The 22104-nt window shown below is 62.6% G+C and carries 18 protein-coding genes and 1 pseudogene; 7 read left to right on the top strand and 12 right to left on the bottom strand.

Annotation, left to right across the window (positions count from 1 at the left end; all coding sequences use genetic code 11):
• Positions 1 to 61 precede the first annotated feature (61 nt).
• A complete protein-coding gene (locus KI241_RS13985) occupies positions 62 to 670 on the top strand; it encodes an FMN-dependent NADH-azoreductase (RefSeq protein WP_053145097.1) in 609 nt (202 codons plus the stop codon).
• A 178-nt stretch (positions 671 to 848) separates the two neighbouring features.
• Positions 849 to 1886 (top strand): dienelactone hydrolase, encoded by a 1038-nt coding sequence (locus KI241_RS13980; protein WP_042731137.1) that lies wholly within the window; start codon positions 849 to 851, stop codon positions 1884 to 1886.
• Here KI241_RS13980 and KI241_RS13975 read toward each other — a convergent pair.
• Together KI241_RS13975 and KI241_RS13970 are read right to left on the bottom strand one after the other, a co-directional pair.
• Positions 1880 to 3073: an MFS transporter gene (locus tag KI241_RS13975; RefSeq protein ID WP_042731138.1), complete on the bottom strand. Its 1194-nt coding sequence runs from the start codon at positions 3071 to 3073 to the stop codon at positions 1880 to 1882. The two genes, KI241_RS13980 and KI241_RS13975, sit on opposite strands and share 7 nt — an antisense overlap.
• Positions 3074 to 3348: 275 nt before the next feature.
• Entirely contained in the window at positions 3349 to 4935 is a 1587-nt protein-coding gene (locus KI241_RS13970; RefSeq protein WP_080922119.1) for an ABC-F family ATPase, read from the bottom strand.
• A 400-nt stretch (positions 4936 to 5335) separates the two neighbouring features.
• Here KI241_RS13970 and lpxO point away from each other — a divergent pair, with 400 nt between their 5' ends.
• Entirely contained in the window at positions 5336 to 6235 is a 900-nt protein-coding gene (lpxO, locus tag KI241_RS13965; protein ID WP_042731140.1) for a lipid A hydroxylase LpxO, read from the top strand.
• A 21-nt stretch (positions 6236 to 6256) separates the two neighbouring features.
• Here the strand turns inward: lpxO and ligD are convergent, their stop codons facing one another.
• Positions 6257 to 8218: a DNA ligase D gene (ligD, locus tag KI241_RS13960; protein WP_212802604.1), complete on the bottom strand. Its 1962-nt coding sequence runs from the start codon at positions 8216 to 8218 to the stop codon at positions 6257 to 6259.
• Positions 8219 to 8259: 41 nt separating this feature from the next.
• Positions 8260 to 9150, bottom strand: a pseudogene (locus tag KI241_RS13955) (Ku protein); the annotation flags it as partial.
• A 213-nt stretch (positions 9151 to 9363) separates the two neighbouring features.
• Here KI241_RS13955 and KI241_RS13950 point away from each other — a divergent pair.
• From KI241_RS13950 to KI241_RS13935, 4 genes are all read left to right on the top strand, one after another.
• Entirely contained in the window at positions 9364 to 9708 is a 345-nt protein-coding gene (locus KI241_RS13950) for a hypothetical protein (RefSeq protein WP_042731142.1), read from the top strand.
• A 45-nt stretch (positions 9709 to 9753) separates the two neighbouring features.
• Complete coding sequence (locus KI241_RS13945; RefSeq protein ID WP_042731143.1) at positions 9754 to 10902, top strand: PQQ-dependent sugar dehydrogenase; 1149 nt, start codon at positions 9754 to 9756, stop codon at positions 10900 to 10902.
• A 265-nt stretch (positions 10903 to 11167) separates the two neighbouring features.
• Positions 11168 to 12175 carry a threonine ammonia-lyase, biosynthetic gene (ilvA, locus tag KI241_RS13940; protein ID WP_042732139.1) on the top strand — a complete coding sequence of 336 codons (1008 nt, stop codon included), beginning with the start codon at positions 11168 to 11170 and terminating at the stop codon, positions 12173 to 12175.
• A 395-nt stretch (positions 12176 to 12570) separates the two neighbouring features.
• The gene (locus KI241_RS13935) at positions 12571 to 12849 is read left to right on the top strand and encodes a DUF1652 domain-containing protein (RefSeq protein ID WP_042732138.1); all 279 of its coding nucleotides are present in this window, start codon (positions 12571 to 12573) and stop codon (positions 12847 to 12849) included.
• An 83-nt stretch (positions 12850 to 12932) separates the two neighbouring features.
• Here KI241_RS13935 and KI241_RS13930 read toward each other — a convergent pair whose 3' ends face one another.
• The 8 genes from KI241_RS13930 to KI241_RS13895 form a co-directional block, all read right to left on the bottom strand.
• Complete coding sequence (locus KI241_RS13930; RefSeq protein WP_042732137.1) at positions 12933 to 13193, bottom strand: DUF2790 domain-containing protein; 261 nt, start codon at positions 13191 to 13193, stop codon at positions 12933 to 12935.
• Positions 13194 to 13386: 193 nt separating this feature from the next.
• Positions 13387 to 14325, bottom strand: a complete 939-nt coding sequence (locus KI241_RS13925) for a carbohydrate kinase (RefSeq protein WP_123579090.1) — start codon at positions 14323 to 14325, stop codon at positions 13387 to 13389.
• A gap of 12 nt (positions 14326 to 14337) precedes the next feature.
• Positions 14338 to 15825 (bottom strand): xylulokinase, encoded by a 1488-nt coding sequence (gene xylB, locus KI241_RS13920; protein ID WP_123579089.1) that lies wholly within the window; start codon positions 15823 to 15825, stop codon positions 14338 to 14340.
• A 115-nt stretch (positions 15826 to 15940) separates the two neighbouring features.
• The gene (locus KI241_RS13915; RefSeq protein WP_212802603.1) at positions 15941 to 17422 is read right to left on the bottom strand and encodes a mannitol dehydrogenase family protein; all 1482 of its coding nucleotides are present in this window, start codon (positions 17420 to 17422) and stop codon (positions 15941 to 15943) included.
• A gap of 15 nt (positions 17423 to 17437) precedes the next feature.
• Positions 17438 to 18541, bottom strand: a complete 1104-nt coding sequence (ugpC, locus tag KI241_RS13910; protein WP_047738724.1) for a sn-glycerol-3-phosphate ABC transporter ATP-binding protein UgpC — start codon at positions 18539 to 18541, stop codon at positions 17438 to 17440.
• 39 nt (positions 18542 to 18580) lie between these two features.
• Positions 18581 to 19411 (bottom strand): carbohydrate ABC transporter permease, encoded by an 831-nt coding sequence (locus KI241_RS13905; protein WP_042732678.1) that lies wholly within the window; start codon positions 19409 to 19411, stop codon positions 18581 to 18583.
• 10 nt (positions 19412 to 19421) lie between these two features.
• On the bottom strand, positions 19422 to 20354 hold the full coding sequence (locus KI241_RS13900; protein WP_042732677.1) for a sugar ABC transporter permease: 933 nt from the start codon (positions 20352 to 20354) through the stop codon (positions 19422 to 19424).
• A 180-nt stretch (positions 20355 to 20534) separates the two neighbouring features.
• Positions 20535 to 21845, bottom strand: a complete 1311-nt coding sequence (locus tag KI241_RS13895) for a sugar ABC transporter substrate-binding protein (protein WP_042732676.1) — start codon at positions 21843 to 21845, stop codon at positions 20535 to 20537.
• Positions 21846 to 22104 lie beyond the last annotated feature (259 nt).

Genomic DNA, 22104 nt, shown 5'->3' with positions numbered 1-22104 from the left:
CGTCGATAGGATTGTCCTCAATTGATCGCCTGGTTGCGATCCTCACTTGGAGAGCATTCACATGAAACTGCTGCACATCGATTCGAGCATCCTGGGCGACAACTCCGCTTCCCGCCAATTGAGCCGCGAAGTGGTGCAGGCCTGGCAGGCCGCCGAGCCCGGCATTGTGGTGACCTATCGTGACCTGGCCGCCGACGCCATCAGCCATTTCTCGGCCCAGACTTTGGTTGCCGCCGGCACCAGCGCTGAACTGCGCGACGCCGCCTTGCAGCACGAAGCCGAGCTCAGTGCCACCACGCTGGCCGAATTCCAGGCCGCTGACGCGGTCGTCATCGCGGCACCGATGTACAACTTCACCATTCCGACCCAGCTCAAGGCCTGGATCGACCGCATTGCCGTGGCCGGCCAGACCTTCAGCTACAGCGAAGCCGGTCCTGTGGGCCTGTGCGGTGGCAAGAAGCTGGTGATCGTGTCCACCGCAGGCGGCTTGCACGCCGGTCAACCCAGCGGCCTGGCCCATGAGGACTACCTCAAGCACATGTTCGGCTTCCTGGGCATCACCGACATCGAAGTGATCCGTGCCGAAGGCCTGGCCTACGGTGAGGAGATGCACGCCAAGGCCATGACTGCCGCCAAGGCCCAGATCGGCGAGCAGTTCGCCGCTGCGTAAAGCTTGGGTAAAAAAGCCAAGCGTTTCGGGCAACTTCGGTAAAACTCTGTACTCTGATCGTCATGGACGGCCAGGGTGCAGAGTTTTCCTGCATCTGGCGAAGGCTTTTGGCGCAGGTTATGCACGCCAAGCTGCGAGCCACCGGGTATCTGGCCGGGTGGTGAAAGTGGAAGATGCGATGATACGTCTTGGTGCGCAATTACTGTTTTGCCTGCTCGGCAGCCTGGGTTCAGTGCAGGCCGCCCCGGCGCCGCATCCGCATTGGAGCGCCGGATTCCATGAGCTGAGCTTTCTCGATCCGCTGGACCGCCAGCCGATGCACGCCATTGCCTTCTACCCGTCTACCGCCAGGGACCAGTCCAGCCAACTGGGTGGCTACCAGATCGATGCCGCCCCGGAAGCCCAGATCGCCATTGGCCGTTTCCCTCTGCTGATGCTGTCCCACGGCAATACCGGTACGCCGTTGGCCCTGCACGACCTGGCCACCTCATTGGCGCGCAAGGGCTTCGTGGTGGTGGCGGTGATTCATCCCGGGGATAACGCCCAGGACCATAGCCGGCTCGGCACCTTGAGCAACCTGTACGGGCGGCCGATCCAGATTTCCGCCGCCATTACCGCGACGCTGAACGATTCGATGCTCTCGCCGTTCGTCAATGCCGGGCAAGTGGGGGTCATCGGTTATTCGGCCGGGGGCGAGACCGCGTTGATCCTGTCCGGTGCCACGCCCGACCTTAATCGCCTGCGCCGCTATTGCCAGGAGCGGCCTGACGACCGTGACGCCTGCAACACCCAGGGCGAGTTGATCGCCGACCGGGATGACCTGCAACCCGAGGCCGACCCCAGGGTTCGGGCGCTGTTGCTCATGGCGCCGTTGAGCCTGAAGTTTGGCCGGCACACCCTGGCGGACGTCCATGTGCCGGTGCTGCTCTACAGCGGTGACGGCGACAAGCTCGTGGCCTTCGACAAGAATGCCGCCGCGCTGGCGCGCAAGCTGCCTATCGCACCGGACTTCAAGACACTGGCGGGCGCTGGGCATTTCGTCTTTTTGGCGCCGTGCACCGAAGAGCAGATTGCCGCAATGCCGGCCCTGTGCACCGATGCCGATGGCGTTGACCGTAAAGACATCCACCGGACGATGATTTCCGAGGCCGGGCGCTTTTTCAGCGACGCCTTGGGCAAGCCGAGCCGAGCGGGCTTGAATACTGCCGATCAATAGCCTTTCTGTTCGGCCCGCCGACGTAGGAGCAGAGTCAGGCCGAGGCCGGTGATGGACAGCAGCGCCGCGCAGAAAAAGATCGACGAATAGCCCAGGTTCAGCGCCACCGCCCCCATCAGCGGGCCGGCAATCGCCAGCGCCAGGTCAAAGAACACCGCGTAAGCGCTCAACCCTGCGCCGCGACTGGTGTTGGGCACTTGTTTGATCGCTTCCACGCCCAGCGCCGGGTACACCAACGACAGCCCGAACCCCGCCAGCCCGGCACCTACCAAGGCGAATGCGGTGGACGGCGCCAGCCAAAGCAGCGCCAGCCCCACGGTTTCGATGCTCATGCAGGCGATGGCCGAGCTGAAGCCGCCGAAGCGGGCAATGCTGGAAATGAACAGCAACCGCGCCAGGATGAAGCAGATGCCGAAGACCGTCAGGCACCAGGCAGCGCCGGTCCAGCCGCGGCTGACATAGAACAGCGTGATGAACGTGGTGAGGGTGCCATAGCCGATCGAGGCCAGGCTCAGGCTCGCGCCGTATGGCGCAATGCGCCCGAACACCGCCCAGAAGGGCAGGCGTTCGCCGCGGATGACCGGCACAGAAGGTTTGTGGCGAATCATCAGCAGCGCCAAGCCGGCCAGCAACGACAACGCGAGCCCCAGGCTGGTGAACCCCAGCGCATCGACCATCACCACCCCCAGCGGAGCACCGATGGCGATGGCCCCGTACGAGGCGATGCCGTTCCAGGAAATCGAGCGGGCGGTATGCTCCACGCCCACCTGGCCCATGCACCAACTGATAGTGCCCACGCCAATCAGGCCCTGGGCGATGCCGAGCAGCAAGCGGGCAACAATCAGGATCACCAGGCTCACCAGCGGCAGGCTTTGCAGCAGCGTCGAGAGCAAGGTCAGCACGCCACTGAGCACAATCCCCGACAAGCCGTAGACGATCGCACGCTTGGTGCCGACGCTGTCCGACACCCGCCCGGCCATGGGCCGGCTGAGCAGGGTGGCCAGGTACTGGGAGCCGATGGTCAACCCCGCCACCACCGCGCTGAAGCCCAGCTGTTCGTGCACATACCCCGGCAACACGGCAATCGGCAGGCCGATGCAGAGGAAGGCAATGAAGGTATAGAAAACGATCGAGACGATCTGCAGGGTGATCGACAGGGAACTGGGCGAAGAAGAGGGTGTGGACATGGGGCTCGTTCGCGGGCGGCGGTAAGAGTGCTTCATCATGGCTCGGGGAACGGATAAAAGAAAGCAGGCTAACTAAATGTGCACATTGAAGGTCACCACAGATCCCTTGTGGGAGCGGGCTTGCTCGCGAAGACGGTGTGTCATTGATAAGAGTGTTGGCAGGCAGGCCGCTTTCGCGAGCAAGCCCGCTCCCACAGGGGATGTGCGGCTGAAATGAAAAAGCCCTGTCACATCGGACAGGGCTTTTCACGTGTAGCTTGCAGTTCGAGGCTGACTTAGAACATCACACCCTGGCTGCGCAGGTAGTCGTCGTAGGTGCCGCTGAAGTCGACCACGCCGTCCGCGCTCAGCTCGATGATGCGGGTGGCCAGGGACGAGACGAACTCACGGTCGTGGCTGACGAAGATCAGCGTGCCCGGGTAGTTCTCCAGCGCCAGGTTCAACGCCTCGATGGATTCCATGTCCAGGTGGTTGGTCGGTTCGTCCATCACCAGCACGTTGGGCTTTTGCAGGATCAGCTTGCCGAACAGCATGCGACCCTGTTCACCACCGGAGATGACCTTGACCGACTTGAGGATCTCGTCGTTGGAAAACAGCATGCGACCCAGGGTGCCACGGATCATCTGCTCGCCCTGGGTCCATTGGCCCATCCAGTCGAACAGGCTGACATCGTCGGCGAAGTCATGGGCATGGTCCTGGGCGTAGTAGCCCAGTTCCGCGCTTTCAGTCCACTTCACCGAGCCGGCATCCGGCGCCAGCTCGCCCATCAGGGTGCGCAGCAGGGTGGTCTTGCCGATGCCGTTGGGGCCGATGATCGCCACGCGCTCGCCGGCTTCGACGGTGAAGCTGAAGTTCTTGAACAGGGTCTTGCCGTCGAAACCCTTGGACATGCGCTCGATGGTCACCGCCTGGCGGTGCAGTTTCTTGGTCTGTTCGAAGCGGATGAACGGGCTCACGCGGCTCGATGGCTTGACCTCGGCGAGCTGGATCTTGTCGATCTGCTTGGCGCGGGAGGTGGCCTGCTTGGCTTTCGAGGCGTTGGCCGAGAAGCGGCTGACGAAGGTCTGCAGCTCGGCGATCTGGGCTTTCTTCTTGGCGTTGTCCGACAGCAGCTGCTCGCGGGACTGGGTGGCCGCGATCATGTACTCGTCGTAGTTGCCCGGGAACAGGCGCAGCTCGCCGTAGTCCAGGTCGGCCATGTGGGTGCAGACGCTGTTGAGGAAGTGCCGGTCGTGGGAAATGATGATCATGGTGCTGTTACGCGCCGTGAGAATGTTTTCCAGCCAGCGAATGGTGTTGATGTCCAGGTGGTTGGTCGGTTCGTCGAGCAACAGCACTTCCGGATCGGAGAACAGCGCCTGGGCGAGCAGCACGCGCAGCTTCCAGCCCGGCGCGACTTCGGTCATCGGGCCGAAGTGTTGCTCCAATGGAATGCCCAGGCCCAGCAGCAGTTCGCCGGCACGGGATTCGGCGGTGTAGCCGTCCATTTCGGCGAACTCGGTTTCCAGCTCGGCCACGGCCATGCCGTCTTCTTCGGTCATTTCCGGCAGGGAATAGATGCGATCGCGCTCGGCCTTGACCTTCCACAGCTCTTCGTGACCCATGATCACGGTATCGATCACGGTGAATTGTTCGTAGGCGAACTGGTCCTGGCGCAGTTTACCCAGGCGCACGTTCGGCTCGAGCATGACCTGGCCGCCGGACGGCTCGAGGTCGCCACCGAGGATTTTCATGAAAGTCGACTTGCCGCAACCGTTGGCACCGATCAGGCCGTAGCGGTTGCCCGCGCCGAATTTGACAGAGACGTTTTCGAACAGCGGCTTGGCGCCGAACTGCATCGTGATGTTAGCTGTAGAGATCAAAGGTTTATCCTGCGGAACATTCAGAGTAGCTAAGGGTGCGGCAGTACCTGTTCAGTACCTGTTTGCGCCGATCGGGAGCGCACTAAAGGCGTCGCGGCGAGCGCAAGGGTCCATCCGGCATAAGAGGACAGCAGCATACGGAGCGCCTGGCCCGGTCGACGTGCGCCGAAGCCGGGGTCGCGGTATCGGCCAAAAAAGGGGGCGCTGAAGTTTGGCGGCGATTGTACTGGTCTGGCCGCATTAACGATAGGGTATTGCTCGGGCAAGACAGTTTTTCACAAATGAGGATAACTTTCAGTTACAAACTCTGGCTAGAATGCCATCTCACTCATGCCACCTCCCGTGTCGTCTGATCGAGCGGGATAAGCAGCCTGTTCACTTCAGTATTGCGACGGACTTCGTGAAACTCATTCTCGCTGCGATCTACATCCTGTCCATCGGCTACGTACACCTGCGGGGGCGCGTGCGGCACAAGTTCGGGCGGCAACTGAGCGACCATTCGTCTTTCCTCGCGCCTATCAATTGCCTGCTTTATCTGTGCTCGAAGCTGCCCAACCGGCCGTACCTGAGCCCCGCCGACTTTCCAGACCTGAGCCCGTTGCAGACCCATTGGCAAGAGATCCGCGCCGAAGGCCTGAGCCTGCTGCAGGCCGGGGAGATCAAACGTTCCAATCAGTACGATGACGTAGGCTTCAACTCGTTCTTCAAGACCGGTTGGAAGCGCTTCTACCTCAAGTGGTACGGCGACAGCCACCCGTCGGCCATGAAGCTGTGCCCGCGCACCACCGAACTGGTGCAAGGCATCGGCTCGATCAAGGCGGCGATGTTCGCCGAGCTGCCGCCGGGCTCCAAGCTGGTTCGCCACCGCGACCCGTATGCCGGCTCCTATCGGTATCACCTGGGCCTGGAAACGCCGAACGATGCCGGTTGCTACATCAATGTCGATGGCGAGCCCTACCATTGGCGCGATGGCGAGGCGGTGGTGTTCGACGAGACGTTCATCCATTACGCCGAAAACACCACGCCCCATAACCGCATCATCCTGTTCTGCGACGTGGAACGGCCGATGAGGTTTCGCTGGGCCACGGCGTTCAACCGCTGGTTCAGCCGCACCGTGATGGCCGCCGCCGGTGCCCCCAACGACGCCGGTGACAAGACCGGCGGCTTGAACCGGGCGTTTTCCAGGCTGTACAAGATCCGACTGCAAGGCAAGGCGCTGAAGAAGCGCAACCGCAAGCTGTATTACTTGCAGAAATGGGCCTTCTTCGGCGCTCTGCTGGCGATTTTCGTCTGGATCTGAAGGCGCGCCTGGCCTAGGTGATCATTGCACGGGCTTCTTCGCGCCCAATTGCTCCCACATCCTGGCGCCGATCCGTTGGCGATGGGCATAGCCTTCCCACGGATCGGCCCCCAGGCCCCGGGCCCGTTCCAGTGCGGTGTTGATGTCCCATTGCTGGGCGTTGCGCAGGCCATCCAGCTCGGCGCGGGCAATCGGCACCGAGACCGGCAACCCCGGCCGCGCCCGAACCGAGTAGGCGCTCACCGTGCTGGCGCCGCGGGCGTTGCGTAGGTAATCGACGAATATCTTGCCGACCCGATTCTTCGGGCCCAGGGTGGCGGTGATCTTTTGCGGCACCTCCCGCGCCAGGAACTGGGAGATTGCCTTGGCGAATGCCTTGGTGGTGTCCCACCCTTCGCTGCGCGCCAACGGCACGATGACGTGCATGCCCTTGCCGCCACTGGTCTTGAGGAACGCCTGCAAGCCCAGCTCATCGAGCACCGACAAGGTCAGGCGGGTGGTTTCCAGCATGGCGCTCCAGGGCAACGACGGATCGGGGTCCAGGTCCAGGACAAACAGGTCAGGCGTTTCGATCCGCTCGTGGGTGGCGGTCCAGGTATGCAATTCCACGGTGCCCATCTGTGCGGCGCTGACCAGCGACTGGACGCTGTCGATTTCCATCAGGGCCGCGTGGCCCGGGTCCAGCGCCTGGTCCAGTTGCCTGATGTGGGGGATCTCCAGGCGATCGGCATGCTTCTGGAAGAACTGTTCCTCGCCGATCCCGTCGGGCGCGCGCAGCAACGCGACGGGCCGTTGTTTCAAGTGCGGCAGGATCCACGGGGCGATGTCGGCGTAGTACTGAGCCAGCTCGGCTTTCTGCACGCCGCTGAGGCTGTCGATGACCCGGTCAGGGTGGGTGATGCTCACACCCGCCACCTCCACCGTACGCTGCTTGCGGCCGCGTTGCGGGGGTGAGGCTTGGTGCTTGAGCGGCAACGGGTGCTCGCGGACGATCTTGCCCGCCGGCATGTCGGCCAGCAGTTCGACGAAGGCCGGGCGGTGCACCAGGCCATTGGCGGTCCACTCGGTGAATTCGACTTCACCCACCGAATCGGGTTCGACCCACTGCACACCACGCGCCTGCACGGGGCTGACCGGTTTGGCCAAGGGCGAAGTGTCGCGTTCCCGCGCGGACAAGGCCGCTTGCAGTTGCTCCCTCTGCGCCCGGGTAAACCCCGTGGCAACTCGCCCGGCATACACCAGTCCGGCACCGTTGTTGACCGCAAGCAGCAGCGCGCCGAAGCCGTCGGGCCGGTCTTGGGGGCGGGTGAAGCCGACAATCACGAAGGCTTGGCGCAATCGGCATTTGAGGTTGACCCAATCGCTGCTGCGCCGCGACACATAGGGGCTGCCCAGGCGTTTGCCGACCACTCGGTCCAGTGACAGGGCGCTCGCGCTTTCGAGTATTTCGTCCTCGCTGGCGGAAAAAGCCTCGGAAAACCGCAAGCGCTTGCCGGCGTGGCCCCTCAGGACCTGCTTCAGCGCGGCGCGGCGCTCTTCCACCGGCGTTTGCCGCAGATCCTCGCCATTGAGGAAGGGCGCGTCGAACAGCACGTACACCAGGTCCACGGTGCGGCCAATATCGAGGGCGTTGCGCAGGGCGGCGAGGTCCGATTGACCGTCGTCGTCCAGCAGGATCAGGTCACCGTCCAGCCAGCTGTCCCCCAGGTTCAATTCGGCCAGGGCGTCGACGTGCAACTTGAGCCGCGCGGTCCAGTCCTCATGATTGCCGCTGAGCAGGCGAATGTTGCCGTTCTCGATGCGGGTCATCAGCCGGTAGCCATCGAATTTGACTTCATAGCGCCATTCGCCCGAGGGCGGCTGTTCCACGGGTGTTGCCAATTGTGGTAACAGCCGTTCGGGCAGCGGGTGGCGGTTGGGGCGGGTGGTTTTGTCCCGATGGGTAGCGGACACACGGGCAGATTCGCGCTTGGCCTTGGCCATGACAGGTTCCCTTGTATAGCTGGCAGCCGGGGCTTAGCCCCGGAGGCCTTGGTGGCTTTTTTTGCGGGGGCGGACTTGCTGGTTTTCGCTGTTTTTGCAGAGGGTTTTGCCGCGGTTTTTGTCGGTTTGTCCGGCGCCTTGCCTTTGCTGCCCAGGCTGCGCTTGAGCAGTTCGGTAAGGTCGATGACGTCGGCGCTCTTGCGTTGTTCTTCGCCCGGGTCGGTCTCTACCGCTTCGAGCCGGCCCTCGTTGGCTTTCTTCTCGACCAGTTCCATGATCCTGTCCTGGAAGCTGTCGCGGTACTCTTCCGGCGTCCAGTCGGCTCTCATGTCTTCCACCAGGCGCCTGGCCATGTCCAGTTCACCCTTGACCAGCTGGGGCTTGGTGACCTCATCACCCAGTTCGAGAATGTCCAGCTCGCGCACCTCCGCCGGCCAACGCAGCATCACCAGCACCAGCGCCGACTCCAGCGGCATCAGCGCGGCCAAGTGCTGGCGTGTGTGCAGCACGACATGGGCCAGGGCCACTTTGTGGGTCTTGACCAGGGTTTCGCGCAGCAGCGCATAGACTTTGCCGCCGCGCTTGTCGGGTGCCAGGAAATACGGGGTGTCGATGTTTTGCAGCGGGATCTTCTCGCTGTCGACAAAGGAAAAAATGTCGATGGTCTGGGTGGATTTGGGGTGCGCCGAGCGGATTTCCTCTTCGTCGAGCAGGACATACTGGCCTTTCTGGTATTGGACGCCTTTGACGATGTTCTCCTTGGTCACTTCCTTGCCCGTGACCTTGTTGACCCGTTTGTAGCCCACCGGGTCCATGCTGCGCTTGTCCAGCCAATCGAAATCGACGCCTTGGGACGAGGTCGCCGACACCAGCGCGACAGGAATGTGGACCAGTCCGAAACTGATTGCGCCTTTCCAGATTGCCCTGGCCATGGTGGTGATGTCCTTGTCGATGGATGTCTCTCTGGTGACCGTCGGGCCTTTGGAAAAGTTTCCACCGTGCGCTGGCTGGCAAGCGTCGTCAGTGCGACGCAGGGGCCGTCTTAGAGATGCCTGGTTACATCTTCGCGGGGATATTTCGCTTAACAACGGCGAACCTGCGGCGTAGCGTGCTTTCGATATGGCTGAATCCAGGAGGTGTCCGAAATGAACCGGCTGATGCTCGCCCTCATGGCGCTACTCATGGCCCCGCTGGCCCAGGCCGCCGCGCCATCGCCCAGCCCGGCGTTCGTCGTCGCCCAGAACCTGCCGGGCAACAGCAACCCCTATAACAGCCCGACACGGCGGGCCAATCCCAATAGCATGCAGGGCACCCGGTCGAATGTGCCGACGATCCAGAACAACCCGACGGTGCCGGTGCCTCGGCCACCCACCCTGGACAATGGCGGGATCGGCAACGGCTACCCACGCTCCGGCCCGCCAACGGGCTCGCCACGGCCCACCATCGAATCCCCGACACCCCCCAGAGGAACCCAGGACAGCCATCGCTAGGCGTGGAGCCTGGCTGACTTATTTCCATTACAGAAGGACGTGTGCATGTTGCCTAAAACACTCCTGGCGATCTTTTGCGCCAGCGCGGTTCTCACCCTGGTCACGCCGGTTTCAGCCGCGCAGACCCAACAGTTCAAGAGCGAGGAAGGCACCCTGGAGGTGACCACGTTGACCAAGGGGCTGCAACATCCCTGGTCTGTGGCGTTCCTGCCCGGCCAGCAGGGCATGCTGGTCACCGAGCGCACGGGCAATCTGCGCGTGGTAAGCCCTGATGGCCAGCTCTCTGCGCCATTGAGCGGCGTGCCCGAGGTGTGGGCCGAGGGGCAGGGCGGCTTGCTCGACGTCGTACTGTCACCGGACTTCCTGCAGGATCGCACCGTCTACCTGTCTTATGCCGAAGCGGGAGCCGATGGCAAGGCGGGCACTGCCGTGGGCCGGGGACAACTGTCCGAAGACCGCAAGCGCCTGGAAAATTTCAATGTGATCTTCCGCCAGCAACCCAAGCTGTCGACGGGCAATCACTTCGGCTCACGGCTGGTGTTCGACCGGGACGGCTACCTGTTCATTACCTTGGGGGAGAACAATGACCGGCCTACCGCCCAGGACCTGGACAAGCTGCAGGGCAAGGTCGTACGTATCTACCCGGACGGCAAGGTCCCGGACGACAACCCTTTTGTCGGGCAGAAAAACGTCCGTCCCGAGATCTGGTCCTATGGCATGCGCAATCCCCAGGGCGCAGCCCTGAACCCCTGGAATGGCACCTTGTGGGAGAACGAACATGGGCCCAAGGGCGGCGATGAGCTGAACGTCATCGAGCGAGGCCAGAATTATGGCTGGCCGCTGGCGACCCACGGCATCAACTATTCGGGTGCCCCGATTCCCGAAGCCCAGGGCAAGACCGTCGAAGGCACCCTTGGCCCGCTGCATGTCTGGCAAGTGTCGCCAGGGCTCAGCGGCATGGCGTTCTACGACAATGACCGCTTCAAGGCCTGGCAGCGCAACGTGTTCATCGGGGCGTTGGCGTCCAAGGAGCTGATCCGCCTGGAATTCGAAGGCGACAAGGTGGTTCATGAGGAACGCCTGCTGGGTGAACTCGGCGAGCGCGTGCGCGACGTGCGCCAGGGGCCGGATGGCTACCTGTATGTGCTGACGGATGAGGCCAGCGGGGCGTTGTATAAGGTCGGGCTGAAATAGATAAGGTCGCGCCCACGAGGCTGTTGGGAGTCGGGTTGCCGTGGCCAGGCTCCCACAAGCAGACCTCATGGGCGCAAATTGCAATTGACTTGCCTCCAACGCCCGGCTAGTTTCCAGGCATGACTTTCACCGTACTGCGCAGCCAGCCAAGCATTATTACCGCCATTCCTTATTTGGCGGGTTAGCTGTCGGCTGCACCCAACCCGCCCTGGAGGCGGGTTTTTTCTTTCTGTCTCCCGGGTTCTGTCCAAACCAGGAGACCGCCATGACCGCTACCCCCGCCGAGCAAACCCTGCTGGAACACTACGTCAAGAAGATCCTCGCCGCGCCGGTGTACGAGCTGGCGGTGCGCACGCCGCTGCAAGCGGCCCCGGCATTGTCTGAAACCTTGGGCAACCGGATCCTGCTCAAGCGCGAGGATTTGCAACCGACGTTTTCTTTCAAGATCCGCGGTGCCTACAACAAACTCGTGCAACTGACCCCGGAGCAGCGCGCCCGGGGTGTCATCACCGCCTCGGCGGGCAACCATGCCCAGGGCGTGGCACTGGCGGCCCGGGAGCTGGGGATTTCGGCCAGCATCGTGATGCCCCTCACGACCCCGGAGCTGAAAGTGCTGGGCGTGCGCAACCGCGGCGCCGAGGCGTTGTTGCACGGCGAGAGCTTTCCATTCGCCCTGGCCTATGCGCTGGAACTGGCCCGGCAGACGGGGCGCGAGTTCGTGTCGCCGTTCGATGACCCGCAAGTGATTGCCGGGCAGGGCACCGTCGCCATGGAAATCCTGCGCCAGCACCCTGGCCAACTGGATGCGGTCTTTGTTCCGGTGGGCGGTGGCGGATTGATCGCCGGGATCGCTGCCTACATCAAGTACCTGCGGCCAGACGTGCGGATCATCGGGGTCGAGTCTGAGCATTCTGCGTGCCTTGCCGCCGCGTTGAGCGCAGCAGAGCGAGTCATCCTGGCCGAAGTGGGCACTTTCGCCGACGGCGTCGCCGTGGCGCAGATAGGCGTCCACAGCTTCGAGGTTTGCCGGTTCTGCGTCGATGAAGTGATCACCGTGAGTAACGACCAACTGTGCGCGGCGATCAAGGACATCTATGACGACACCCGTTCTATCACCGAGCCCTCGGGTGCGCTGGCGGTGGCGGGCATCAAGCAGTACGCCGCCCGCACCGGTCTGCGAGGCCAGACCTGGGTGGCGATCAACTCGGGGGCCAACATCAATTTCGACAGCTTGCGCCATGTGGCGGAGCGCGCGGCGGTAGACGCCGTTTGAATTTTTACGCCACGTCACACTTTTTTTGAACGAGGCGACGGACGCCCACTTGCGCGAGCCGAATTGGGGCTACTCTGGCTTCGACAGGATGAATGCAATTGCAGTTTGCATGAAGAAAGCGCCGTTTCCTTGCATTCTGCACGGGCGGTGCGCCAGGCAACGTCGCTAAGTCATTGATTGATATCAATCTCTGTTTTCGGCATTGCAGGCATATTTTTTGCGAGAGTGTTCAGGAGCGAGAGTGTTCAGGAGTCCGCTGGTTGGACTCATTGAATCACAACGCCAAAAGACGAACGAACGGCTCGGCATTCGTAGTCCCAGTCCGCAGGGAAGAAACGGACGAAAATACCGCCGTCGTATACATAAGTTGGCCGCCTCAACAGGAGAGAGTCGCCATGTTTTTATCTGCCCTCGAAATGCGAAACATCATTGAAAGCAGCTTGTTGCCCAAGCGCTCCCAATGCAGCTTGTCACCCGATCTGACAATGACGGTCAAGATTTATGACGATCATGAGACCGATCGCGTGGCGTTGATCAAATCCGATATCGATGCCAAGAAGCTCACCGGTTGCCGGGCGATCAACGACCTGATTGCCGAGTTGCGTACCGAACTCGATCACGGCCACCACATGGGCAGCCATGTTCATCAGCAACACCGAATGACCGGGCGCTAACGGCGGCCTTTTCCCGGTAAGCCTGACGCCTGGGTCCGGTCAACGTCCGAACCCGGCGTCCAGTTTTTTCAGGGCGTTGGCGTTCAGTCCGCGCTCGTGCAAGCCTGCGACAGCTTGTTGTACGAGATATCTCGGGTTTGCCCCGCTTTGTCGATGTACACCATCTGGGCAGTGACCACTTCGCAATAAGGTGTGGACGGTTCCGTCAACGACAGCACCTTCTTGATTTCCAACGGCATGCCATAGCGATAGGGCGTGGGCTGTAGGTCGTCGGCCTGGGCCAGACCGGCGAAGCCGGCCAGGCTGAGCAACGACACAGCGGCGATTAACGCACGAATATTCATGATCAGAACTCCGCAGCAGAGAGGACGACCGGGTGCCTGGGCACCGAGGTCTGCCGCGCAGGGCCTTGGGGTGAGGAGGGCGCGGTCCGGGTCAGTGTCGGATCGCGGGATTAAAAGGCGGTTAAGCGCTGCGCTTGGCTGCGGTGCACCCAGGCAACTGCCAGGCCCGAACGGGTGGCAGCCGCTGGGGGGATCAGTTCAACTGGTGCCGGTAGGGCAGGTCCGGCCCGGTCTTGCCGCAGGTCAGGGCGGCGGCACGCATGGCGAACTCGAGCATGGCGCCAATCTGTTCGCGGCTCAGGCTGTGCAGCCCTTCGATCGAATCCAGTCGCTGTTCCGTCAGCCAGGCAATCAACGCCGCCTGGAACGTGTCGCCGGCCCCGACGGTGTCTGCCATCTTCACCGGGCAGGCGGGCATCGACCAAGAGCCGTACTGACGGCTGAACACCGTGGCGCCCTGGCCGCCACGGGTCAGGAAGACCAACTGGCAACGGTGTTGCAGCCACCCTTCGATGACCGCCTGGGGATCGAGTTCGGGGTAGAGCAGGCTCAAGTCTTCGTCGCTGACCTTGATGAGGTCGGCGTACTCCACCAGCATCGCCATCCGTGAGCGCCACAGTTCGATGTCCGGTTGCGGGTTGAGTCGTACGTTGGGGTCCAGGGTGATCAGGCGCCGGCCGCTTTCGCGCAGCACCAGGGCCAGGAGCGTATCGCCCACCGGCTGGACCACCAGGGAAAACGAGCCCACGTGCAAACCACGTACTTCGGGGCCCAGCGCCGGCAGGTGCTCCAGGTGCAACTGGCGGTCGGCACAGCCTTCCCCTCGAAAGCTGTAATGGGGGGAGCCATTGGCGCCCACGGCGACCATCGCCAGGGTCGTCGGCGCATCGACCTCCCGCAGGTAATGGGTGCAGACGCCTTCATCCACCAGGACCTGGTGCAAGCGTCGACCGAGGTAGTCGGTGGACAGGCCGGTGAACAGCGCGGCCTCGATCCCCAGGCGGCGCAGCCCCACGGCCACGTTGAACGGCGAGCCACCGGCCAGGGCCTTGAAGTTCACCTGCGAGGCAGGGGTCTGCGCCTCGGTCCCGCTGAAAAAATCAAACAGTGCTTCACCACACACCAGATACATAGTTGCCCGCTCTCAAAGGGTTGCGACGTGTTGTCGGTATCGTTCATAAGCTTGTTGCGACGCCGCGACATGCGCGGCGACAGGCTGGGTTTCGCTGGCCGGGTCGAGCTTGACGCAACGCTCGCACAGCTCGGCCAGGCCATGTTGCGCACCTGACTGGCACCAGGCAGCCTGGATGGCCGCACCGAGGGCGGCCGCTTCGCTCTGTTCGGTGCAGATGACCGTGGTGTCCATGATATCGGCGACGATCTGCCGCCACACCGGGCTTTTCGAGCCGCCGCCGATCAGCCGGATGCTCTGGGCCTGGAGCCCGTTGGCCCGCAGCAGGTCCAGGCCATAGCGCAAGCCGAAGGTGGTGCCTTCGACCACGGCGCGGCACAGGTTGGCCCGGGTCAGGTTGGTGGTGGTCAGGCCCAGCAGGCTGCCAGTGGCGTGGGGCAGGGCCGGGACCCGCTCGCCGTTGAGGAACGGCAGCATGCACACGCCCTCGGCGCCGATCGGGGCTTCGGTCACCAGGGTGTTGAAGGCGTCGATGTCCAGCGCCAAAAGCTCACGGACGGCCCCGGTGGCGTTGGTCAGGTTCATGGTGCAGATCAGCGGCAGCCAGCCACCGCTGGAGGAACAGAATGTCGCCACCGACGGTTGCGGGCTGACCACCGGCTCAGCGGCATAGGCGTATACCGTGCCGGAGGAACCGAGGCTCATGGTGATCACGCCGGGCTGGATATTGCCGGTGCCGATGGCGCCCATCATGTTGTCGCCGCCACCGCTGGCCACCACGGCGTCAGGGTTGATGCCCAGGTGCGCGGCGATGGCCGGCAGGATGCGCCCGACCGGTTGGTGCGCCTCGATCAGTTCTGGTAGCGCCGATTGCAGGCGTCCGCTGGGGTCGATGTGGCTCAGCAATGATTCATCCCATTGACGGGTGCGGACATTGAAATAGCCGGTGCCCGAGGCGTCGCCATATTCGGTGCAGTGGCGGCCGGTGAGCCAGTGGTTGAGAAAGTCGTGGGGCAACAGGATGCGGGCGATACGGTTGAACACCTGCGGATGCTGCTCCCGGGTCCACAGCAGTTTCGACACGGTGTAGCCGGGGGCGATGACCACGCCGAGGCGCGCCAGGGAGCCGCTTTCGCCGCCCAGGTGGGCCAGCAACCGGTCGTTTTCCGGCGTGGTTTCGGTGTCGCACCAGAGCTTGGCCGGGCGCAGCACCTGGTCTTGCTCGTCGAGTAGCACCAGCCCGTGTTGCTGACCAGACACACCGATGCCGAGAATGGCCTGACCATCCACACCGGCGTTGGCCAGCGCTTGCCGGGTCGCTTGGGTGAAGGCTTCGAGCCATTCCCCGGTGTCTTGTTCACGGCAGCCGTTGGGGCCGCTGATCATGGAGTGGGCCGCCGCACCGAGGCCCAGGACCTGGCCACTGGTGGCGTCCAGAACCAGCGCCTTGGTGCCTTGGGTGCCGCAGTCGATGCCCAGGAACAGTTGTTGGTTTGCCATAGAAATCCTTGATATCAATGAACCGTCAGCACAGAACTGTTTGGACCGGGACATGGTGGAACCTGTGGCGGGGGAATTTATCCTCTCGCCACAAAAAGCCGCCGGATCCGCAGGCTTATTCCGTGTCAGCCAATACTCGCTCAAGTGTTCGCTTTACCCCGTGTTCGCGCAAGCTGTTGCAGCACCATTCGAAGGCTGCCACGAACTCCGGCGAGCGGGGGATGGCCGTGCCAAAGATCTCTTCCACCTCCAGCAATCGCTGGGTCACCAGCGCATCGTCGGCCACCAGCGCCTGGCAGAACGCTGCCCGTGGGTCTGGAATCGTATAGGCCAGGCCATTTTCGTCCACGCCCTTGAGGTACACGGCCCACGCTGCCACCACCAGGGCCGCACGACGTGTCTCGCGCCCGTCGGCGATCAGGCGATTGATCGTCGGTACGGTGAACTTGGGAAACTTCGACGAGCCGTCCGAGCACACCCGCTCCAGCTGGTCGGCAATCGCCTGGTTGGAAAAGCGCTCCACCAGGGTGTCCTTGTAGTCGGCCAGGTCGATGCCCGGCACCGGCGCCAGTTGCGGCGTGACGTCCAGGTCCATGTAGGCGCGCATGTAGCGCACGAACAGCGGGTCGTTCATGGTCTCGTGGACAAAGCGATAGCCCTTGAGAAAGCCCAGGTAGGTCAACGCCAGGTGGCTGCCGTTGAGCAGCTTGATCTTCATTTCTTCATAGGGGGTGACGTCGTCGGTGAACTGCACGCCGACCTTTTCCCAGGCCGGACGACCGTTGACGAACTTGTCTTCCAATACCCATTGCACGAACGGCTCGCAGACCACCGGCCAGGCGTCGTCGATGCCGTGTTCGTCGTGCAGTTGCAGGCGGTGGGCGACGCTGGTCATGGGTGTGATGCGGTCGACCATGGCGTTGGGGAAGCTGACGTTCCGGTCGATCCACTGGCCCAGCTCGGCGTCCCGCAGCGCGGCGAAGGCCAGCAGCGCCTTGCGGGTCACGGCGCCGTTGTGGGGCAGGTTATCGCAGGACATCAGGGTAAACGCCGGGGTGCCGGCGGCGCGACGCTTGGCGAGCGCGGCGCAGAGGAAACCAAACACGGTCTTCGGCGCGTCGGGATGGGCCAGGTCGTGCTGGATCTGTGGCAGGTGGGCCATGAACTCGCCATTGCTGTCGTCGATGCAGTAGCCGCCTTCGGTGATGGTCAGCGAGACGATGCGGATCTGCGGGTCGGCGAGCTTGTCGATCAACGCCTGGGCGCCGTCCTCGGCCAGCAGCATGGCGTTGATGGCGCCGATCACCCGGACTTCGGTGTCGTCGGTGTCACCCAGCTCGTACAGGGTGAACAGGTAGTCCTGGCCGGCCAGGTCGTCCCGGGCGCGGCGATCCTCGGCCCGCAGGCCGACGCCACAGATGGCCCAGTCCAGGTCGGTGCCAGTGTTCATCAGGGCGTCGGTGTAGTACGCCTGGTGGGCCCGGTGAAAGCCGCCGACGCCGATGTGGGCGATGCCTTGGCGGACGTCGCTCAAAGAGTAGGCGGGCAGGGCGACCGCCGGGTTGAGGTTGTGCAGGTTCTGTCGGTTGAGTTTCATCGCGGTTCTCGACAATCAGGCGGCGGCGCGCAGCGCACGGGGGACCGCTACGCCATCGGCATCGAATAGGTGGCAGTGTTCAGCGTCCAGGTGCAGGTTCAGTTGCTCGCCAAAGCGGCTGGCCAGGTCGCCACGCACTCGCATGGTCAGGGCCTCGCCCGAGGCCGTGACGACGTGGCAGAACGTGTCGCTGCCCAGTCGCTCGCTGACGTCGGCGGTGACCGCCAGCGTGCAATCGCCCGCTTGGGCCAGGTTCAGATGTTCCGGGCGAATCCCCAGGGTGACCTCTGCGCCGACGCTCAGGCGGGCGCCGCTCAAGGGCAGGTGGATCCGGGTGCCGGCGTCCAGCAGCACTTCACAGCCTAGGCTGTCGAGCCCACTGACCTTGCCCTTGAGAAAACCCATCTTGGGCGTGCCGAGGAACCCGGCGACAAACAGGTTGGCCGGCTGGTGATACAGCTCCAGGGGCGAGCCGACCTGTTCGATGCGCCCGCCGTTAAGTACCACCACCTTGTCGGCCAGGGTCATGGCCTCGACCTGGTCGTGGGTCACGTAGATCATGGTCGCTTGCAGTTCCTTGTGCAGCCGCGCCAGCTCCAGGCGCATCTGCACCCGCAGTGCGGCGTCGAGGTTGGACAAGGGCTCGTCGAAGAGGAAAATCTTCGGGTTGCGCACGATGGCCCGGCCGATGGCCACGCGCTGGCGCTGGCCGCCGGACAGCTGCTTGGGCTTGCGTTCGAGCATTGGCCCCAGTTCGAGGATGCGCGCGGCTTCGTTGACCTTTTTCTCGACCTCGGCCTTGGGCACGCCGGCCAGGTCCAGGGCGAAGGACATGTTCTTGCGTACGCTCATGTGCGGGTACAGGGCATAGGTCTGGAAGACCATCGCCAGGTCGCGCTTGGCCGGGCTGACTTCGGTGATGTCCCGCCCGTCCAGTTCGATGGTGCCGTCGCTGACTTCCTCCAGTCCGGCAATCAGCCGCAGCAGCGTGGACTTGCCGCAGCCCGAGGGGCCGACGAACACCACGAACTCGCGGTCGTTCACTTCAAGGTCGATGCCCTTGATGATGGAAAAGCCTTCGAAGCCTTTTTGCAGATTCTTGATTTTCAGGTTGGCCATGAGGATGGGCCTCCACTTCTTATAAGGGTGTAGGGCGCGTTATTTCACGGCGCCGAAAGACAAACCGCGCACCAGCTGTTTCTGGCTGATCCAGCCGAAAATCAGGATCGGCGCGCAGGCGAGGGTCGAGACGGCGGACAATTTGGCCCAGAACAGCCCTTCGGGACTGGAGTACGAGGCGATCAGCGCCGTCAGCGGCGCGGCTTTGGACGATGTCAGGTTCAGTGACCAGAACGCCTCGTTCCAGCACAGGATCAGCGAGAGCAGCACGGTGGACGCCAGGCCACCCTTGGCGATCGGCAACAGCACGCGCACCATCTCCTGCCACAGCGTGGCCCCGTCCAGGCGGGCGGCTTCGAGGATGTCGCGGGGAATGTCCTTGAAGTAGGTGTAGATCATCCAGACCACGATCGGCAGGTTGATCAGCGTGTAGATGGCGATCAGCGCGATCCGCGTGTCCAGCAGGCCAAAGCTCTTGGCCAGCAGGTAGATGGGCATCAGCACGCCCACCGGAGGCAGCATCTTGGTGGATAGCATCCACAGCAACGTGCCTTTGGTGCGTTGGGTTTCGTAGAACGCCATGGAGTAGGCCGCCGGCACCGCGATCAGCAGGCACAGAGCGGTGGCGCTGAAGGAAATGACCACCGAGTTCCAGGCGAAGCTGATGTAGTTGCTGCGCTCGTTGATGTGCAGGTAGTTCTCCAGCGTCGGCGTAAAGATGAACTGCGGCGGCGTGGCGAACGCATCGATTTCGGTCTTGAAGCTTGTCAGCACCATCCAGAAGATCGGAAAGAAGATCACGATGGCGATGGCCCACGCCAGCGTACCCAGCAGCAGGCTTTGCAGGCGGCGCGATTGTTGAAGTGTCATGGTGGCGGCCTCAATGCTTGTCGGTGAGGTTTTTGCCAATCATCCGCACCAGGATGATGGCGGCGATGTTGGCGATGACCACGGCAATCAGGCCACCGGCCGACGCCATGCCGACGTCGAACTGCACCAGCGCCTGGTTGTAGATCAGGTAGGCGAGGTTGGTGGAGGCGTAGCCCGGGCCACCGTTGGTGGTGGTAAAGATCTCGGCGAACACCGACAGCAGGAAAATCGTCTCGATCATCAGCACCACGGCGATCGGCCGGGCCAGGTGCGGCAGGGTCAGGTGCCAGAAAATCGCGATCGGGCCGGCACCGTCCAGCCGTGCAGCTTCTTTCTGTTCCTGGTCGAGGGACTGCATGGCGGTCATCAGGATCAGGATCGCGAAGGGCAGCCATTGCCAGCTCACAATGATGATGATCGACAACAACGGGTAGTGGGCGAGCCAGTCCACCGGTTGTGCGCCGAACAGTTTCCACACGGCGGCGAGAATTCCCGAAACCGGGTGGAAAATCAGGTTCTTCCAGATCAGCGCGCCGACGGTGGGCATGATGAAGAATGGTGAGATCAGCAGCACGCGCACGATGCCGCGACCGAAAAACTCGCTGGCCTCCAGCAACGCGCTGATCAATACCCCGAGCACGATACTGATCAGCAGCACGCTGCCCACCAGCAACAGGGTATTGGTGGCGCCGGGCATGAACCCCGAGTCGGTCAGGAAGTAAGTGAAGTTCTCCAGCCCGACGAACTCGTTCTCGCCGGGATAGAGCAGGTTGTAGCGGATCATCGAGAAGTAGACGGTCATGCCCAGCGGCACGATCATCCACAGCAGCAACAGGGCCACCGATGGGCTGACCAGGAACCAGCCAGGGTTCGCCAGGCGGATCTTGCGCGCCGGCGGGGCAACCCCGATGGGCGCCTTGGTGGTTGTCGTCGAAGTATTCATGGCATTGGACCGATGTGTGCAGGCGAATGAATATCCCTGAATGTGGGGGCCGTCCCGTGTGGGAGCGAGCTTGCTCGCGATAGCGTCCTGACAGTCGATATCAAGGTGGCTGTCACACCGCCATCGCGAGCAAGCTCGCTCCCACACGGGAACTCCTACAAAACAATGAAAGCAGCGTGGTTACTTGGGATAACCGGCGCGTTTCATCTCGCGTTCGGTGGTCGATTGCGCGGCGGTCAGCGCCTGGTCCACGCTCTGCTGGCCGGTCAGCGCGCCAGAGAAGAATTTGCCCACCTGGGTGCCGATCGCCTGGAACTCAGGAATGGTCACCAACTGGATGCCGATGTAAGGCACCGGTTTGAGAGTTGGCGCTTTCGGGTCGGCGACTTTCAGCGATTCCAGCGTTACCTTGGCAAACGGCGCCGCCTTCATGTACTCGTCGCTGTAGGTCGAAGTACGAGTGCCTGGCGGAACGTTGGCGATGCCGTCGGTCTTGGCGACGAGTTGGCTGTATTGCTTGGAAGTTGCCCAGGTGGTGAAGACCTTGGCCGCGTCCTTGGCCTTGGAACTGGTGGGGATCGCCAGCGACCAGGAGTACATCCACGAGGTGCCCTTGTCGGTTTTTTCGTGGGGAGCGAAGGTGAAGCCGACGTGATCGGCGACCTTGCTCTGGGTCTTGTCGGTCACGAACGAGCCGGCGACGCTGGCGTCGACCCAGATCGCGCACTTGCCGCTGTTGAACAGCGCCAGGTTTTCGTTGAAACCGTTGCTGGACGCGCCCGGCGGGCCGGATTTCTTCATGTTGCTGACGTAGAAGTTCAGCGCATCCTTCCATTCGGGGCCATTGAATTCAGGTTGCCACTTTTCGTCGAACCAGCGCGCGCCGAAACCATTGGCCAGGGTGGTGATCAGGGCCATGTTCTCGCCCCAACCGGCTTTGCCCCGTAGGCACAGGCCGTACTGTTCCTTGGATTTGTCAGTGAGCTTTTCGGCGAATTCACCGATCTGGGTCCAGGTCGGGTGTTCGGGCATGGTCAGCCCGGCGTCCTTGAACAGGTCGGTGCGGTAATAGGTGATCGAGCTCTCGGCATAGAACGGCAGGGCGTACAGCGAGCCTTTGACGGACAAACCGTCACGCACGGAAGGGAAGACGTCGTCCAGATCGTAGGATGCCGGCAGGTCCTTCATCGGCTCCAGCCAGCCCTTGGCGCCCCAGAGTGCGGCTTCGTACATGCCGATGGTCAGCACGTCGAACTGGCCGCCCTGGGTGGCGATGTCGGTGGTCAGGCGCTGGCGCAGGACGTTTTCTTCGAGCACCACCCAATTCAACTGGATATCCGGGTGCTCGGCCTCGAAGGTCTTCGAGAGCTTCTGCATGCGGATCATGTCGCTGTTGTTGACGGTGGCAATGGTGAGGGTCTGTGCGCCGAAACTGACGCTGCTGAGGGTCATGCAGGTGGAGACAAGCAGAGCTTTTACCGAAGGTTTCATCGCGCACTCCTTTTCCGCGCCAGGGGCTGCAGAAGGACAGTTATTGTTTTTGTGTCTTCCGGATGAAGGGAAGAATGTGCGCTGATTACAGCCCGCCCTGCACGGCGTGACAAATCATCCGTCGCACTTGTGCTGATACTTTTTTGCACTGTAAAGAAAAAGCCAAGTGAGAAGGTTTACCTGTGGCGAGGGGATTTATCCCCGTTGGGTCGCGCAGCGGCCCCAGGGTGTTTGCCGTTGCGGCGTATCAGTTGGAATG

It is taken from the genome of Pseudomonas sp. Cab53, from assembly GCF_018325965.1.
GTDB lineage: Bacteria > Pseudomonadota > Gammaproteobacteria > Pseudomonadales > Pseudomonadaceae > Aquipseudomonas > Aquipseudomonas chlororaphis_E.
This window is presented reverse-complemented; position numbering and strand designations above follow the sequence as displayed.